Origin of the sequence: Rossellomorea sp. GCM10028870 (assembly GCF_042666755.1) — a bacterium.
GTDB lineage: Bacteria > Bacillota > Bacilli > Bacillales > Bacillaceae_B > Rossellomorea.
Map to the genome: position 1 here is coordinate 36551 of NZ_JBHTGN010000003.1, position 16671 is coordinate 53221.

Annotated in this window: 18 protein-coding genes; 5 read left to right on the forward strand and 13 right to left on the reverse strand. The window is 41.5% G+C overall.

Annotated features, from left to right (window positions below; translation table 11 throughout):
* Nucleotides 1-117: 117 nt before the first annotated feature.
* The 8 genes from ACFQWC_RS13980 to ACFQWC_RS14015 form a co-directional block, all read right to left on the reverse strand.
* Nucleotides 118-1578, reverse strand: a complete 1461-nt coding sequence (locus tag ACFQWC_RS13980) for a catalase (RefSeq protein ID WP_377108050.1) — start codon at nucleotides 1576-1578, stop codon at nucleotides 118-120.
* A 251-nt stretch (nucleotides 1579-1829) separates the two neighbouring features.
* The gene (locus ACFQWC_RS13985; RefSeq protein ID WP_341356874.1) at nucleotides 1830-2162 is read right to left on the reverse strand and encodes a DUF779 domain-containing protein; all 333 of its coding nucleotides are present in this window, start codon (nucleotides 2160-2162) and stop codon (nucleotides 1830-1832) included.
* A gap of 1 nt (nucleotide 2163) precedes the next feature.
* On the reverse strand, nucleotides 2164-3684 hold the full coding sequence (gene adh, locus ACFQWC_RS13990; RefSeq protein WP_299743859.1) for an aldehyde dehydrogenase: 1521 nt from the start codon (nucleotides 3682-3684) through the stop codon (nucleotides 2164-2166).
* Between the two features lie 206 nt (nucleotides 3685-3890).
* The gene (locus ACFQWC_RS13995) at nucleotides 3891-4454 is read right to left on the reverse strand and encodes an MEDS domain-containing protein (protein ID WP_299743856.1); all 564 of its coding nucleotides are present in this window, start codon (nucleotides 4452-4454) and stop codon (nucleotides 3891-3893) included.
* Nucleotides 4455-4616: 162 nt separating this feature from the next.
* Complete coding sequence (gene yugI / locus ACFQWC_RS14000; RefSeq protein ID WP_299743853.1) at nucleotides 4617-5033, reverse strand: S1 domain-containing post-transcriptional regulator GSP13; 417 nt, start codon at nucleotides 5031-5033, stop codon at nucleotides 4617-4619.
* A 195-nt stretch (nucleotides 5034-5228) separates the two neighbouring features.
* On the reverse strand, nucleotides 5229-6485 hold the full coding sequence (locus ACFQWC_RS14005; protein WP_377108053.1) for a hypothetical protein: 1257 nt from the start codon (nucleotides 6483-6485) through the stop codon (nucleotides 5229-5231).
* Entirely contained in the window at nucleotides 6478-7035 is a 558-nt protein-coding gene (locus ACFQWC_RS14010; protein WP_377108055.1) for an RNA polymerase sigma factor, read from the reverse strand. The genes ACFQWC_RS14005 and ACFQWC_RS14010 overlap by 8 nt, the downstream gene beginning before the upstream one ends.
* 138 nt (nucleotides 7036-7173) lie before the next feature.
* Nucleotides 7174-7458, reverse strand: coding sequence for a spore morphogenesis/germination protein YwcE (locus ACFQWC_RS14015; RefSeq protein ID WP_341356877.1), 285 nt, complete (start codon nucleotides 7456-7458; stop codon nucleotides 7174-7176).
* A 344-nt stretch (nucleotides 7459-7802) separates the two neighbouring features.
* Here ACFQWC_RS14015 and ACFQWC_RS14020 point away from each other — a divergent pair, with 344 nt between their 5' ends.
* Together ACFQWC_RS14020 and ACFQWC_RS14025 are read left to right on the forward strand one after the other, a co-directional pair.
* Nucleotides 7803-9131 carry a sodium-dependent transporter gene (locus ACFQWC_RS14020; protein ID WP_299743841.1) on the forward strand — a complete coding sequence of 443 codons (1329 nt, stop codon included), beginning with the start codon at nucleotides 7803-7805 and terminating at the stop codon, nucleotides 9129-9131.
* 130 nt (nucleotides 9132-9261) lie between these two features.
* Entirely contained in the window at nucleotides 9262-9633 is a 372-nt protein-coding gene (locus tag ACFQWC_RS14025) for a helix-turn-helix domain-containing protein (RefSeq protein WP_299743838.1), read from the forward strand.
* A gap of 183 nt (nucleotides 9634-9816) precedes the next feature.
* Here ACFQWC_RS14025 and ACFQWC_RS14030 read toward each other — a convergent pair whose 3' ends face one another.
* Nucleotides 9817-10986 (reverse strand): aminotransferase, encoded by a 1170-nt coding sequence (locus tag ACFQWC_RS14030; RefSeq protein WP_299743835.1) that lies wholly within the window; start codon nucleotides 10984-10986, stop codon nucleotides 9817-9819.
* Nucleotides 10983-11483 carry an Lrp/AsnC family transcriptional regulator gene (locus ACFQWC_RS14035; protein WP_299743832.1) on the reverse strand — a complete coding sequence of 167 codons (501 nt, stop codon included), beginning with the start codon at nucleotides 11481-11483 and terminating at the stop codon, nucleotides 10983-10985. The genes ACFQWC_RS14030 and ACFQWC_RS14035 overlap by 4 nt, the downstream gene beginning before the upstream one ends.
* A 199-nt stretch (nucleotides 11484-11682) precedes the next feature.
* Here ACFQWC_RS14035 and ACFQWC_RS14040 point away from each other — a divergent pair, with 199 nt between their 5' ends.
* The gene (locus ACFQWC_RS14040) at nucleotides 11683-12591 is read left to right on the forward strand and encodes an alpha/beta fold hydrolase (RefSeq protein ID WP_299743829.1); all 909 of its coding nucleotides are present in this window, start codon (nucleotides 11683-11685) and stop codon (nucleotides 12589-12591) included.
* 134 nt (nucleotides 12592-12725) lie between these two features.
* On the forward strand, nucleotides 12726-13889 hold the full coding sequence (locus ACFQWC_RS14045) for a MalY/PatB family protein (protein ID WP_299743826.1): 1164 nt from the start codon (nucleotides 12726-12728) through the stop codon (nucleotides 13887-13889).
* Nucleotides 13890-14285: 396 nt separating this feature from the next.
* On the opposite strand, the gene ACFQWC_RS14050 is transcribed toward ACFQWC_RS14045, so the two are convergent.
* From ACFQWC_RS14050 to ACFQWC_RS14060, 3 genes are all read right to left on the reverse strand, one after another.
* Nucleotides 14286-14816 (reverse strand): superoxide dismutase family protein, encoded by a 531-nt coding sequence (locus ACFQWC_RS14050; protein WP_299743823.1) that lies wholly within the window; start codon nucleotides 14814-14816, stop codon nucleotides 14286-14288.
* 172 nt (nucleotides 14817-14988) lie between these two features.
* On the reverse strand, nucleotides 14989-15192 hold the full coding sequence (locus ACFQWC_RS14055) for a hypothetical protein (RefSeq protein WP_299743820.1): 204 nt from the start codon (nucleotides 15190-15192) through the stop codon (nucleotides 14989-14991).
* Between the two features lie 231 nt (nucleotides 15193-15423).
* Entirely contained in the window at nucleotides 15424-16164 is a 741-nt protein-coding gene (locus ACFQWC_RS14060) for a peptidylprolyl isomerase (RefSeq protein ID WP_299743817.1), read from the reverse strand.
* Nucleotides 16165-16259: 95 nt separating this feature from the next.
* Here ACFQWC_RS14060 and kapB point away from each other — a divergent pair, with 95 nt between their 5' ends.
* On the forward strand, nucleotides 16260-16658 hold the full coding sequence (kapB, locus tag ACFQWC_RS14065; RefSeq protein WP_299743813.1) for a kinase-associated lipoprotein KapB: 399 nt from the start codon (nucleotides 16260-16262) through the stop codon (nucleotides 16656-16658).
* The last annotated feature ends 13 nt before the right edge of the window (nucleotides 16659-16671 follow it).

Here is a 16671-nt window from a genome sequence, read left to right on the forward strand (position 1 = left end):
GGTGGCGCGGTGATGCTGTTTGTCGCGTTGCTTACATCTCCCCAACAATAGAAAAAAGAGCACCAGCCCTTTCATCAGCACACCTTCACCGATAAAAAGACCAGTACTCATCCATTTTTATTTCACATGCTGCAAATATGGCGTCAGATCCAACCCGATACTCTTCGCCAAATCCTTCCCAAGCCCCTCATCCGCCCGGAAGAAATTGCACACTGCACGCAGGGCAATTCTTTCGTTGATTCCTGATAATTCACTTGAAATATTCTTTACGACTTGCTTCTTCACTTCTTCGGGATAGCTTCTGTAAATGTGACCGGCCTGACCAAAATCGTCCGTTTTCTGGATCTTCTGTCTTCCTGTTTCTCCTGCCATCGGCTGATGAACCTCTGTATACCCTGACACTTCTTTCGGCGTATCATTAAAGCTGTTCGGCTCATAATTTATCGGACTCGTTTGCTGCTTGAACGACATTTGTCCGTCCCTCTGATTATTGGCCACTTGAGCAAATGGGCAGTTGATCGGGAGCTGCAGGTAGTTTGCACCGATTCGGTAACGTTGTGTATCTGAATAAGAGAATAGTCTTCCTTGCAGCAACTTGTCTTCTGACGGAAGCATCCCGTTTACTAGCACTCCTGGGTTAAAACCCACTGATTCTGTCTCAGCAAAAATATTTTCAGGATTTCTATTTAAAATCATGGTTCCGACAAAATGAGATGGAATGTCACCTTCTGACCAATCCTTCGTTGCGTCAAGAGGATCGAAATCAAAGGCATCCATATCCATTGGGTCCAGCACCTGCACATACAGGTCCCATTCCGGGAAATCCCCTTTTTCAATCGATTCATATAGATCACGGCTTGCATGATTAAAATCTTTCCCTTGAACTTCAGCTGCTTTTTCTGTTGTTAAATTTTCAATGCCTTGCTTTGGTTTCCAGCTTAGCTTCACATAAACAGTATTCCCGGCAGCATTCACCCATTTATATGCATGCACACTTGACCCTCGCATTTGTCTATAATTAGCAGGAATCCCTTCATCTGTGTAGAGATGCAGCAGCATGTTGGTTGATTCAGGAGTTAATGACATGAAATCCCAATATCTCTCAGGTTCTTGGATATTCGTTTGTGGATTAGGTTTTAAAGAATGGACCATATCCGGAAACTTCATGGCATCACGAATGAAAAAAACAGGCAGGTTGTTCCCCACAAAATCCCAGTTCCCTTCTTCAGTATAGAATTTGACGGCAAATCCACGGGGATCGCGCAGGGTCTCCGGTGAATGCTGGCCATGGACGACGGTGGAAAAACGGGCAAATACAGGTGTTTCTTTGCCAGTTTCCTGAAAAAGTGCAGCTTTCGTATATTTTTTCATGCTGTTTTTTGTAATGAATACACCATGCGCTCCCGCTCCTCTGGCGTGAACGACTCTTTCAGGAACTCGCTCACGATCGAAATGAGCCAGCTTCTCAATTAGTTGATAATCTTCAAGCAGCGCAGGTCCTCTTTCCCCAGCTGTCAATGAGTTCTGGTTATCGCCGATCGGGGCACCTTGATTCGTTGTTAGTTTTCTATTATCCACTTCAGACACTCCTTTAGATTATAATAATTATTAAGTAATTATAGTTTTATTTTAACTATTTGAGAACGAAAGTCAATTACAAATTATAATCATTCTAAAATTGTAATCGTTAAAATTAGTAAAGTCAGCATACGATAGGCATACCCACACAATCAATCGCTCTAAAGACAATAAAAAAGAGACAACCTATAAAAAAGTTGTCTCTAGAAATTATTATTGAGAGTAGAAGGGTAGAACCATAAGATTCACATTTATGCTTTGATCAGTTTGGAATCCGTAATAAAGCGTACGCCTTCCATTGATTCCAAAGAGAACACTCCTCCCCTTCCTTCCTTTACATCCAATATGATCCGGAAATGCTTCCAATACTCATATTGTTGTTCGTTCATATAAAAAGGACAGTCGGCTACAGTACCTACTAATACATCACTGTCACCAATGATCAGATCATCTTGACTTAAACACATAGGAGAACTGCCATCACAACATCCTCCAGACTGATGAAACAGGAGGGCCCCATGCTTGCCTTTTAACGTTTCAATCAGCTGAAGGGCTTGTTCAGTTGCCTCTAGTCGCTGTTCCATTTTAGAAGAATCCTAACGCTTTAGGGCTATAGCTAACTAGTAAATTCTTCGTTTGTTGATAGTGTGATAGCATCATTTTATGATTTTCACGACCGATACCGGACATTTTGTATCCACCGAATGCCGCATGTGCCGGGTATTGGTGATAGCAGTTCGTCCATACGCGTCCTGCTTGAACCTCTCTACCGAAACGGTAAGCCGTGTTCATATCACGTGTCCATACACCTGCTCCAAGTCCGTAAAGAGTATCATTGGCGATTTCAAGGGCTTCTTCTTTCGTTTTGAACGTTGTAACGGAAACAACAGGGCCAAAGATTTCTTCCTGGAAAATACGCATTTTGTTGTTGCCTTTGAAGACCGTCGGCTTCACATAGAAACCTGCCTCCTGATCTCCATCCAGTGTATTTTGCTCACCACCGATGAGCAATTCCGCTCCTTCTTCTTTCCCAATCTCAATATAAGATAGAATCTTATCCAATTGCTCTTGAGAAGCTTGAGCACCCAGCATTGTATCTGAATCCAACGGGTTCCCCTGCTTGATTTGTTTCACGCGTTCGATTGCACGCTCCATGAACTTATCGTAGATCGATTCCTGGATCAGCGCCCTTGAAGGACATGTACACACTTCTCCTTGATTAAGTGCAAACATCACGAAACCTTCGACTGCTTTATCAAGGAAATCATCATCCTGATCCATTACATCTTCAAAGAAGATATTAGGTGATTTTCCACCAAGTTCTAACGTAACAGGGATAATGTTTTGAGATGCATATTGCATGATCAGTCGGCCAGTTGTCGTTTCACCTGTGAAGGCTACCTTACCAACACGCTTACTTTGCGCAAGGGGTTTCCCTGCTTCCACTCCAAACCCTTGAACAACATTCAGTACACCTTTAGGCAGCAAATCTTCAATCAGTTCAACCAGAACCATGATGGAAGCAGGTGTCTGCTCAGCCGGCTTCAATACGACACAGTTACCTGCAGCCAGGGCAGGGGCAATCTTCCATACACCCATCAGAATCGGGAAGTTCCAAGGAATGATTTGGGCTACAACCCCGATTGGCTCATGGAAATGATATGAAACCGTATCATTATCGATCTCACCAAGAGATCCTTCCTGGCCTCTGATACATCCGGCGAAATAACGGAAGTGGTCAATCGCAAGGGGTAAGTCTGCCGCTAATGTTTCACGAACCGGCTTACCATTATCCCACGTTTCGGCTACAGCAAGCATTTCTAAATTTTCTTCCATACGATCTGCGATTTTATTTAAGATGATGGATCTTTCCGTAACAGAAGTTTTGCCCCAGGCGTCTTTCGCTGCATGTGCTGCATCTAATGCCTTTTCGATATCCTCTTTGTTTGAACGGGCAATTTTCGTGAAAACTTTCCCCGTAACAGGTGATACATTTTCAAAGTATTCTCCACTTGCTGGCGGCACATATTCTCCACCAATAAAGTTCTCATACTTGTCTTTAAATTGTACCAGTGACCCTTCAGTGTTCGGATTATTATAAAGCATCTAAGATCCTCCTGTATATATGTATTTTCGTTAAATTAAGCGCTTTCATTTCTCATTATAGGCCATTAAGGAGGTACGGACAAGTGTATTGTTCAAAAATTCATTATTTTTCGTTAATTTATGATGGATTATTCCACGAACGGCCAAACCTTCTTCAAAAAAAATAAGTTGATTCTCATCAAGAGAATCAACGATATATTTACTGACTAATTGGCTTTACTATATACTTTCGAGTTCAGAATATTCTCATCCGACATTAAATATCCATGATTTTTCTTTAAAGCGTCTTCCAGTTGATCTGGCATTTTCTTTGAATCATACGCACAGACAACGGTCAGATTGTACTCGTGTACAACGCGATCCGTTTCTGTTTCAAACCATTCAATAATGGACGTTGGCTCTTCTAATGTGCCCCACTCCACATTTGTCCAAGAGCGAAAAGAAATATCGTTCTCTAAGTAGGGGGTAATGGCTTTTGTTAATTGTTCATAAATGGCTGGAGGATGGTAACTTCCACTAGATTGATAAAAATCAAAGTTACTGATAACCTGAATCCTCTCCAATTGGCTGCTTGTTAATTGGGTTTTTAACCGTTTGAGCAACACATTCAGATTCCTTTCGTTCTCAATCAGAACGACGGAATCCCCAGTTTCGATCCCCTCAAGAATATAGGCTACGGCGTTTTCTAAATATTTATTTCGATCCTGATAGGCATAAAGGACATGAGTGCATTGATTTCCAGCTAAAAGATTCCCTATTTCCTCTTTCATATTCTCCCTCTCCCCATCAATTTTTTCTATTTATATCTATCAATTCTCTAAAAAAGAGCAATATCCCTCTTTTTCAAAGGATATTCCGGTACCTCCAGGGATATAAAACAAATCTATAAAAAAGACCGCCCTCCAAGAAAGGCAGTCTACTTAAAAATTGTATTATTTCTTGATTAGATCTTCACGTTCTGATTGTTCGATCCACTCTTCAAGCTTGTCTTTAAGAGTGTTGAAGCCAGCTGGTGTTGTTTCTTCATTTGCTTGCTTTACACTTCCTTGACCTTGACGGCGAGGTTTTTTCGCTGCTGCAGGTTTTGCTTGTGGTGCTGCAGGAGCTTCTTCTGTAGCACGGATAGAAAGGCTGATTTTACCAGCTTTTTCGTCCACTGATAATACTTTAACCTTTACTTCGTCGCCTACTGAAAGGTGCTCGCTAACGTCTTTAACAAAGCCGTGAGTGATTTCAGAGATATGAACTAATCCTTGTGTTTCTTCGTCAAGTGCAACGAACGCACCGTATGGTTGAATGCCTGTAACTTTACCTGTTACAACAGTTCCTGTTTCGAATTTTGTAGTCATGGTAACACTCCTAGTATATATATTATTTTTCGTCTTTACACGCAATTGTAGATTATATCATAGAATCCGTGATTCGGCAAAAGTTTATTCTATAAGACCTCTGCAACTAACCCCATTTTCATTGATTTATTCACCTATAATTGCTTTCTCACTAGTTATGCTTCCCAATTTTTAAAATTATTAAAACAGTGTAACTTAGCGCTCTTTATATAGTTCTTCTGTCTCTGAAGACAAAATGACCGGTGTCGCCTGAACCCAACGATCTGGCTTAACGAAATTTACACGTCTTAACTCTTCGTATACTTCTTTCAGATGAAGGGATGTTGTGTACTCTGGATACTCTTTCAGTATATATCGGTAGGTTTCTTCAACTTGTGATTTCATTTCATCACTTTCATCAAAGATGGGCTGATACACGTTTCCATCTGTAAAGTTTTGATAGAGAAGATCGTATTCGTGCTTCACTTCCACCCTGAACCTTGAATTTTCCGGCAATTCCTTTAACATCTTTTCGTAGTCCATCAAACGATCAGCTGCTTCTTTCCATGTCCCTGTAAATTCACCTGCTTTAATGACTGGATCAAAACGGGTAATCATATACAATTCATACCCTTCCGGTAAGGCTTCACGACTTGTGATCATCCTGAAGTACTCCACATCCAATGTAGTTTCAAGCCGGTCCGTCTCACTGTTATACGATAGCTTAACTGCATTATTGAATATTCCATCCCGCAATAACCATAGTTTGGGGGGATAGTCGTTATTCATATGGTTGAACTCCTTCATATTGAATTCTCCGTTCTCAACATAAGCCTTCCAATATTCACCATACTTATTCAACTCGTCCTCATATAGCGGGAGGATATCTTGTTCCTTTTTAATAAAATCATCAACCCATACTTCTGCTTCTTCCTTCGTTAAAGGAGCTTTCAGATTTTTCATCATCACATCAGGAGTAGCCAATATCTGAGTCAACTCGTCACTCGCTCTCTGGACCCACTCCACTTTTCTTTCATTTGAGAAGTCCCGCTTTGGAATGGACTCGATATATGTGAGTTGCCTCCCTGCATCCCGTGCGATCACAGTCGAATTAAATATGCCTTCCGTAAACCCGAGCCGCTCCATTGCTTGAGTTTTACTTACATCATATTGAGCTTTCGCATCTTCTATCTCCCTTTGAAGTCGTTGGTCTGACTCACCGGAAAAATCAGCTTGATTCCCATTCTGTCTTCCCGGTACATCCATCGTAAGCTGCAGGATGAGAACCGCACCGATCAGAAGGACACCAATGAAACTTGCGACGTATGGCCAATGAATAAGTGTTCGCTTCTTTTGGGATTTCCCTTCTTGTTTTATGGCTTGTATGATGTCTGAGGGATTGGTCTGATCCGGAATTTTCTTATACGATTGATTCAATAATTCCATGCGTTTTTCAAGCATCTTGTCATCCATTCAATCTCCCCTCCCTTTTTTCAGCCTCTTCCAGTTCTTTTTTCAAGAGGTTTTTCCCTCTTAAAAGTCTTGTTTTGACAGTAGATAAATTGATTGACAGTATTTCAGCCATTTCTTCATACTTCTTTTCATGAAAATAGTAAAGGATGATCGGTATTTGATATTTATCATCCAGCATTTGGATGCATTCGTGCAGCATGCGATCCTCTTCCTGTCTCAGGATACGTTCTTGAGGAGTAATGACGTCTCCTGAAGGTTCATTCCCGATTTTTCTCACTCGATTATTATGCTGATTTTCTTTTCGTTTAAAGTCCCTCGACACATTTAAAGTGATTTTATAAAGCCAGGTTGTAAACTTCGCATAAGAGAACCCGTCTAAAAATCTGTACACACGAATGAATACTTCCTGAGTGATGTCTGGTATATCAGCGATGGAATTCCCCATCTGATAGGCAAACCGTTCCACGATGGGAGAATAATATGTGATTAAATGGCAATATGCCTGCAGATCACCTTTTTTCGCACGTTCGATCAAGTGCTCATTTTCCACTCGAATTCCCCCCCTTTTTCTATGATGCTTTCATTTATGTAACGATAACAAAGTGGATTTTGTTTCATTTATTTACCATTAATTTATTCTTTTAAAATAGACAAAAAAAAAGCCTAACCCAATTCAAATTGGATCAGACTAATTCTTTGCAGTGATTGATTTCTTCTTTCGTTGCTTTTGGATAAATGGCAAGGCATACAGCATGAAGGCTGCAATATGGGCGAATGCAAGGTTTGCAACAAATAGGCTCCACAACGTCACATGTCCCCATCCTCCAAGTTCCGGAACGGCTACGTAATAAATAAACACTGCCCATAAGGCTATAACAAATGGGATATGAAGAACCGCCCACTTACGATGTTCTATCCAAAGAAATAGCGGAGTAGCCGTTGCGATAAATAGATATACAAGAAATACATCCATAGTAAATCCCTCCAATCCGATAGTAAACGCTTTCAATTATGGCGAAAAAAAGAATAATTTGTGAACGTTTTGTTACAATTAGTATACTACATTTTAGAGAAATTTCCAGCCCATTCATCATGTTTTTGACTAGTTTTCTAGAAATTAGGTTAATTGTAATGTTTACAAACGTTTTCACACATAATAAATGGAAATACATGTTGCCAAATTGTTCGCTATCACTCATTTAATGGTATTCACCCCCATATTTCTTATATATTGAAAATTTAAAAATCCGGTGTACAGAGGGTGTAAAACATAGTACGATTGAAAAATCTTATTTTTTTGAAAGGAGGATCTTAGGTATGGCCAAAAAAGAACAATGGACTTCCAAGATTGGTTTCATTCTGGCGGCAGCCGGTTCTGCTATAGGGCTGGGTGCCATTTGGAAATTCCCGTATATGGCTGGTGCAAATGGAGGGGGTGTCTTCTTCTTACTCTTTATCCTTTTCACCGTTTTGATCGGTGCTCCCATTCTTTTGGCAGAGTTTGTCATCGGAAGACGGGCTGGAGCCGACGCTGTCACTTCCTATAAAAAGTTGGCTCCTCATTCCTATTGGCACTGGATCGGATATTTAGGAACGGTTGTTTCTTTTATCATATTATCGTTTTACAGTGTTGTGGGCGGATGGATCCTTTCTTACTTGGCCAGAAGTGTTACAGGCTCTTTAATTGGGAAAACCCAAGAGGAGTATGGAACCTTATTCGAAAGCATCATTGCAAATCCTAAGGAGGTGCTGATTGCACAATTCATCTTTATTGTGATCACAATACTTGTGGTACAAGGCGGGATTCAAAAAGGGATTGAACGTGCAAGTCGTTATATGATGCCGGCTTTATTTATCTTATTTATTATTTTAGTCATCAGGTCCCTTACCTTGGAAGGCGCAATGGAAGGTGTCCGCTTCCTGTTATTGCCGGACTGGAGCTATTTGAATGGGGAAACGATGTTACTTGCGCTAGGACAGGCATTCTTTGCCCTTACTGTCGGACTCTCTGTCATGGTGACGTATGCATCTTATCTTTCAAAAGAGGATAGTATGCCACGGTCCGCCATCAGCGTATCCGGGTTAAATATCTTTATCTCATTATTGGCAGGATTGGTCATCTTCCCTGCTGTGTACGCCCTTGGTTTCCAACCGGATGAAGGACCTGGAATTGCTTTTGTTGTCCTGCCAGCCGTCTTTAATGAAATTGCTTTCGGCGGCATTTTCTTAACTGTATTTCTCATTTTATTATTGTTTGCAACCTTGACTTCCGCATTCTCCATACTTGAAATCGGAGTGGCTGCACTGTCAAAAGGAAATCAATCGAAACGAAAGCCATTTACATGGTTAATCGGAATCCTTGTGTTTTTTGCAGGTATTCCAAGTGCCCTTTCATTTGGTGTATTCGATGATTTTCTCATTCAAGGAAAGAACTTCTTTGACTTTGCCGATTATATAACGAGCAATTTCGGATTGCCGATAGGGGCATTACTGATCAGTATATTCGTTTCCTACCGATTAAAGAGAGAAGATGTATGGAGCGAAGTCCAATCCGGTTCGTCTATATCACCGGCCCTGTTCAACTGCTGGATCTTTCTATTGCGCTACATCGTACCCGTAGCCATTCTACTTGTTTTCATATCTTAAATGAGAGGTCCGTCCCTAAAGACGGACCTTTTATTTTTAACATTTTGTTCACTAGAAGGCGGGCTATTTTTTTCCAAATGGTGATAAACTATAGATATAAGGAAGATATTCTATGGGGAGGGACTTTAGCATGTCACACTTTGGTGAGAATTTAAGACGTGTACGCGAAGAGCGCAAATTATCTCAACAGGAGCTTGCTTTAAGGGCCAGATTAGGCACGAAGACGATTGAAAAGTATGAATCCGATCTGCAAATCCCTGATACACAAACAATTCTAAAGCTTTCAACCGTTCTTGATATACCAGCTTCCGAGCTGCTTGAACGGGAAGTCAAGGATCATCATCCGACCGGAGTTGATGTTGAAATGGAGCAGCTGATCAAAGAATTGGGTCCCAAACGAACGAAGTTGATCCTCCGCAAGGCAAAGGAATTCTCTGAAGATGATTTCCTGCGTGTGATGCAAATGTTATATGAGTTGAAATACGAAAAGAGCCAGCCTTAAAAACTTTTTATAAAATGATGTATAAATAATTGAAAAAGGGGTCATACTGAAAATAAGCTTTCTAAGTATTCCCCCTTTTGTTTTCATTTGTTGGACGATATTTCATCGTCCTATTTTTTTTTGCCCAAATTAAATAGGTGCCAGGCACAAATGTGTTTCTTTGTGCCTGGCACCCTTCATTTTCTAACTATGATTCTCAACAAATCTCTTCATCCGTTTCACAGCTTCCTGCAGCTGCTCCATACTTGAAGCATAAGAACAACGAATATATCCTTCTCCGCCTTTTCCGAATACATTACCAGGTACAACCGCAACTTTTTCTTCCATAAGAAGCTTTTCTGCGAATTCCTCTGAAGACATTCCTGTTTTCTTAACGGATGGAAAGGCATAGAAAGCTCCTCCCGGGGTGTGACAGGTTAATCCCAGTTCATTTAAAGAGTCCACAAAATAGTGGCGTCGATGGCGATAGCTTCGCTTCATTTCCATCACATCATCCATCCCTTTCTCCAGTGCCTCCACCGCGGCATGTTGGGCAGGTGTAGACGCACACATCATGGCGTATTGATGAATTTTAAGTAATGACGAAGCGATCTCTTCAGGTGCACAAATATAACCCAGCCTCCAGCCCGTCATGGCAAACCCTTTAGAAAATCCATTGATCACAATGGTACGTTTTCTCATGTCCTTTAAAGATGCAATGGACACGTGGTGATGATCATAGGCCAGCTCAGAGTAAATTTCATCTGAAAGGACCACCAAATCATGCTTACGAATCACCTCTGCCAATTCCTCCAGGTTCTCTCTTTCAAGGACCGTCCCTGTTGGATTATTTGGCGAACAGAGTAAGACGGCTTTCGTTCTCGGGGAGATGGCTGCTTCAAGTTCTTCGGCTGTGACTTTGAAGTCATTTTCCGGCTTGGTTTCAACCGTTACAGGTACTCCCCCTGCCAATTGAACAAGTGGTACGTAGGAAACGAAGCTTGGCTCCACTACAATCACTTCATCTCCCTGATCAATGATTGCCCGCATACTGATATCAAGGGCTTGAGAGGCACCGACCGTCACAATGATCTCGTTTTTCGGATCATAGTCGACGGAGTATCCATCTTTCATATACGCAGCAATCTTTTCCCGGAGCTCAAGTAAGCCTGCGTTTGCTGTATATGAGGTATAGCCTTGCTCCAAGGACAGAATCGCGGCTTCTCGAACCGTCCATGAGGTAATGAAATCTGGTTCCCCAACCCCTAACGAAATGACGCCTTCCATATTTGCAGCCAAATCAAAGAATTTCCGGATACCGGAAGGCTTTAAGTTTTTCACTGATTGAGATATGTAAGAGGTCTTTGTTGTCATGGTGACACCACAATTCGTTTATCTTCACCATGATCACCAAAAATGGTTCCATCATGTTTGTATTTCTTTAATTGAAAGTGAGTTGTTGTAGATAATACAGAATCAAGAGTCGATAGCTTCTCAGACACAAAGGTAGCCACTTCGTGCATGGATCGGCCCTCCACCGTCACAGAAAGGTCATACGCCCCCGACATTAGATAGACGCTCTTCACTTCTTTGTAACGATAAATACGGTGAGCCACTTCATCAAATCCTACTCCTCTTTTTGGAGCGACTTTTACATCGATCATCGCCGTAACCCCTTCATGTCCTTCTACCTTGGACCAATCCACAACGGTACTGTATCTGACCAGAACATTGTCTTTTTCAAGCTTCTCAATCGCTTCCTCTATTTCATCTGTTGATACTTGAAGCATTTTCCCTAAATTCTCGGTGGAAATCCTGGCATCCTTCTGTAAAATCCTAACTAAATCCAGTTCCATTTCTCTTAGTTGCATTCTTCTTCCTCCTCATCACCACTAAATGGTTTTATTATATCAGAAGTCACTATTATGAAAAGAGGGTTCATCACTTTAAGGCTATTTTCCCCATTCCATCTATAATTACAATTGAATATGTTACAACTTTCAAATAGAGGTGTTAAATGAGTAAATACGGGTAAAATACCTGTAAGCCAGTAGAGAGGAGTGACGAAGTATGCAAGAACAAGATTTTGCAAAAGTGGTTCAAGTGAATGGTGCCAATGTTTACTTTGAACATCATCAGCATCCTACAGCCTCGGAAACCTTCGTCCTTCTTCATGGATTTCTATCGTCAACCTTTAGCTTTAGACGGCTTACACCTCTTTTGAAAGAAAATTATAATGTCATTTCCATCGATCTTCCTCCCTTTGGGAATAGCGAGAAAAACAACCGATTTATCTATTCTTACGACAACTTGGCCAACACGGTCATCGCCTTATTGGATCACTTGAATGTAAGGAATGTCCATTTAACTGGTCATTCAATGGGTGGTCAAATCGCTTTGAACGTGATGAAAAAAGCACCTTCATTAGTCGAAAAAGGCGTTCTCCTATGCAGTTCCGGCTATCTCAAGAAAATGAAGTGGCCTGTCACGATGCTGAGTCACATCCCCTTTTTCCATCTGTATGTAAAGCTGTGGCTTACTCGATCAGGTGTAAGGAATAATCTTGAAAATGTGGTACATGATTCAAAAATGATTGATGATGAAATGATGTTTGGATATTTGAAACCTTTTCTGGAGGATGATATTTTCAAGGCCTTAACAAGGATGATTCGAGACCGTGAAGGAGATTTATCAGGGAACGACTTACGTAACATCCAAACACCATGCCTCCTTGTTTGGGGAGAACATGACAGAGTGGTACCCCTATCCACGGGGCATAAGTTGAAACAGGATATCCCGAACTCAAGGCTGGTGGTCCTAGAGGAAACCGGTCATCTCGTTCCTGAAGAGAAGCCTGAGGAAGTATTGGAATACATTCATCAATTTGTATCTGCAAATGCGGCAGAGTTTTCCGACGATACTCAGACACAACCACTATACAAAAAAGGACTTTCCCAAGCGCTCATTTCTGAAACGTAGGGAGAAGTCCCTTTTTTATGTTACAAGTTAAATCGAACAAGATCCGCAATAAGGATAAACAAATAATTTTCATCTTTTTCGATTACATCATATGATTATATTAATCATTACATATTTAGAAAGGGGACAAATTTGTGAGTAAATTCGAAGAAATCATCAACCGAAAAGGTTCATCCTCCGTAAAGTGGGATCTGACGAAAACGGTATTTGGAAAAGACGATGTTTTGCCCATGTGGGTGGCAGATATGGATTTCCTTCCTCCACAAGATGTATTGGATGCCCTGCAGGAACGATTGAAGCACGGAATCTTTGGCTATACCTTTGTAGGGGATGAAACGGCATCAAGCATTAAAGACTGGGTACAAAATCGTCACGGCTGGGACATCGAGAAGACGTGGCTGCAGTACAGTCCAGGAGTCGTGCCGGCCATTTCAACCATTATTCAAGCCCTCACTGTACCCGGTGACAAAGTACTCATTCAGTCCCCCGTCTATACACCGTTTTTCAGCTTGGTGGAGGACAATGACCGGGAAATTGTCAATGCTCAATTAGAGTATAAAGACGGCAGCTATTCCATTGACTATCATGCCTTTGAAGAATCACTGAAAACAGGCGCAAAACTGTTCTTACTATGCAATCCACACAACCCGAGCGGACGTGTATGGAAAAAAGAAGAGCTTACGAAAATGGCTGAATTATGCCATCAGTACAATGTCGTGATCGTCTCGGATGAAATTCACTCAGATCTGGTATACGACACGCACAAGCATATTCCATTAGCATCTCTGAATGACTCGTTCCGGGATATAACGATCACGTGCATCGCACCAAGTAAAACCTTTAATCTCGCTGGATTACAGGCTTCAGCCATGATCACTCCCAATCCCGATCTCCGGGAAAAGATCGCCGCCATTCATAAAAAACAGGGCTTTTTCACTCTCAATACGTTTGGGATTGTTGGAATGGACGCAGCTTATCGCTTTGGTGGGGCATGGCTGGGAGAAATACTTGCGTACCTGCAGGAAAATGTGAAAGTCACGAAGGAGTTCATTGGGAAGCATTTACCCAATCTTCAAGTGGTGGACGCAGAAGGAACGTACCTGCTCTGGATTGATTGCACAAAGATGAATCTATCAGATGAAGAACTGAAGGAACGTCTATTGGATAAAGGAAAACTCGCATTGGAACCCGGAACGAAATACGGTCCTGGCGGGGAAGGCTTTGTACGAATGAATATTGCCTGTCCACGAGGGACGCTGATGGATGGGTTGGAAAGATTGCGAAAAGCTTTAAGCTGATGTTAAAAACGGGAAGAGTTGCCGGCAACTCTTCCCGTTTTTTGTATTAAAGAGGGGAGGTCATCGCTTTGATCGATTGGTATCCCTTTTCATCAGCTGGAATCTTAAAGATGTTATTACACAAATATCTTAGTGTGTTGATTAGAATAAGGACAAACCAATGAGTGTTGGGTTAATAAATTGGTTCAAGCATTGAATTGAGTGACCATCTGGAATGAAATCGGTTGGGGTAGAGGGTGTTAATTTCAACTTTTGCACGTTTTTTTTACTTTTCAAATTCTAATTGTACCAGGTGCAATTCGAATTATTTGTACCTGGTACAACTCGAATCATTTGTACCTGGTACAATTCGAACTATTTGTACCTGGTACACTGTGCTGCAAATCCGCACACACTCTACTTCTTTTTATCGCTCACAATTTCCCCGCAGGCAATACGTTTACCGGAATCACCAGAAGGCTGCGTCATGCCATCATCCTTATTTTCATCAATGATCAAAGAAGTACCTTCTTTTGTAAATAGAGATGTCTTCCCTTTTGTCAAGGTGACCCCCCCTGCCATCAGCTTTGCCTTTGTTGTCCCGTCATCATCCACGATGATATTAGGCAGGTCTCCTCCATGGGCCCCTTCAGGATGAAGAAGTCCATGTTTGGTGTCATCCGGATTGAAGTGATTCCCTGCAGATACAAAATCCGGACGTTTACATACTCCTTTTTCGTGGATATGAATCCCATGCTCACCCGGTGGCAGGCCTTCAAGATCCAAGCCGACTTCCACTCCGTCTGATTTCTCTTGCAGGGTGGCTTTTCCAAGTGAATCCCCGTTCTCATTTTTCATTTCCACTTCGACCTTTTTGGGGTTTTCAATGGCACATGCCCCAAGTAAAACACTCATCAAGATCATATATAATAGTGATAATTTTGTCATATCGCTCTTCCTCCAAATCTGCATACTCTTCCTCCATTGTTGACGTTTGAGGGAAAAAGTATTCCTTTTTTGCCCGAAAAGAAGCTGCAGGTTGGAGACGGTATTAGAAGAAAATCGGGGTGAATCAACACAACAAAAAAACACGCCTATATTTAAGCGTGTTTCATTCTTTTTATTCTGATTCCCTTTTACGCTGCCCCGCTTCCTCTTCCATCTTCTTCGTTTTCAATTCTTCACGTTTTGAAACCTTTATAATTAAACGGAACGTCAATAAGGCAGCTATTAAGAAGATGGCCATTGTAATGCTTGCCGGGATATATTCCGACTTATCTTCAGGAAAGTAAAGAAATAAATTTAATACATAAGAAGAAAGCATCGTAAGCTCCTTTCAAAAAACAAACTCTTCTTTTATTATACCAACACTGTAAAGGACAAACCAACTTGAATTCGGTCCGTTTTTAACGATTTATTGAACAGCCCCGGGAACAAGCCTCGACAATTTCCGAGGAAATACTTGTATATTCCTGCATATCCTGAACCTTCAGATCCTCCACGCTATAAAAAAAAGAGCCCTGAACCTCCAAAAGGGTTCACAGCTCTCTCATTCCTATTTTACAACCTTAATGCTTTCGATCACAACTTCTTCTTTTGGAAGGTCGTTCGCACCAACTTCTACGTTGGCAATTTCATCAACGATGTCCATTCCTTCAACCACTTGACCGAACACGGTGTGCTTTTGATCAAGCCAAGGCGTTCCACCATTCTTCATGTAAGCGTCAATGATTTCTGATGGGAATCCTGCTGATTTCATTTGCTCTTCAAACTGTGGATCGATGTCATCCTTCTGCACGATGAAGAATTGACTTCCATTCGAATCAGGACCTGCATTGGCCATGGAAAGGGCGCCACGAAGGTTGAACAATTCAGGTGAGAACTCATCTTCAAAGGATTCACCATAAATACTTTCTCCACCCGTTCCATTTCCATTCGGGTCTCCCCCCTGGATCATGAAGTCTTTGATCACGCGATGGAATTTCAGTCCGTCATAATAGCCGTTTTTACTATGAGTAATAAAGTTTTCAACTGTTTTAGGTGCCTGCTCGGGGAATAGCTTTATTTTAATCGTTCCCATTGAGGTTTTCATTTCTACTAATTTCTCGTTTTCAGCAACTTCTGTTGTAAGCTGAGGGAATGTCATTGTGTCATCTCCTTTGGATTCTTCCGCAGTATTCTTACTTTCCTCTGTTTGTTGTGTTTCTTCTTTAGCGGTATCTTCCTTCTCTGTTTGTCCACAAGAAGCAAGTACTAAACCTAGTAAAAATAGGATTACAATCATCAGACGCTTCATATATGTACCTCCACATGTTACCTTTATAGTAGTTATTTCTCAATTCATTCCGCTTTCATTATAATAGAGTTTGAAGTATTAGAGGAGGATTTTTTATGAAAAACATACAAATTGGTGATTATGTCACAGCTTTTTATAAAACCGGGAAGTATATCGGCGAGGTGACCGGAGAGCGGCCAGGTGCCTATGTGGTGAAGATTCTCTCAGTGTTAAAACACCCTCGACAAGGGGACCTGCATAATCCTCAGGAGGTGGATGTTCCACTGTTTCACGAGAGAAAAGCCCTTGCCCACCGTGAGCAGGCAAACATGCCGGAGAAAATGGTCAAGCCCTTTGATGGGAACATAGTAGACTATAATGAATCATTAGTGGCTGCCTACCTTACTCTTAAAAATGAGCTGGAAGCAGATTCTTCCCCTCACGCCCAAAAGAGCCTGGAAACACTCCAGTCCATTCAGAGAGAATATGAACTTATGTACAGTCTGACATTTTAACCCATGAGGGACG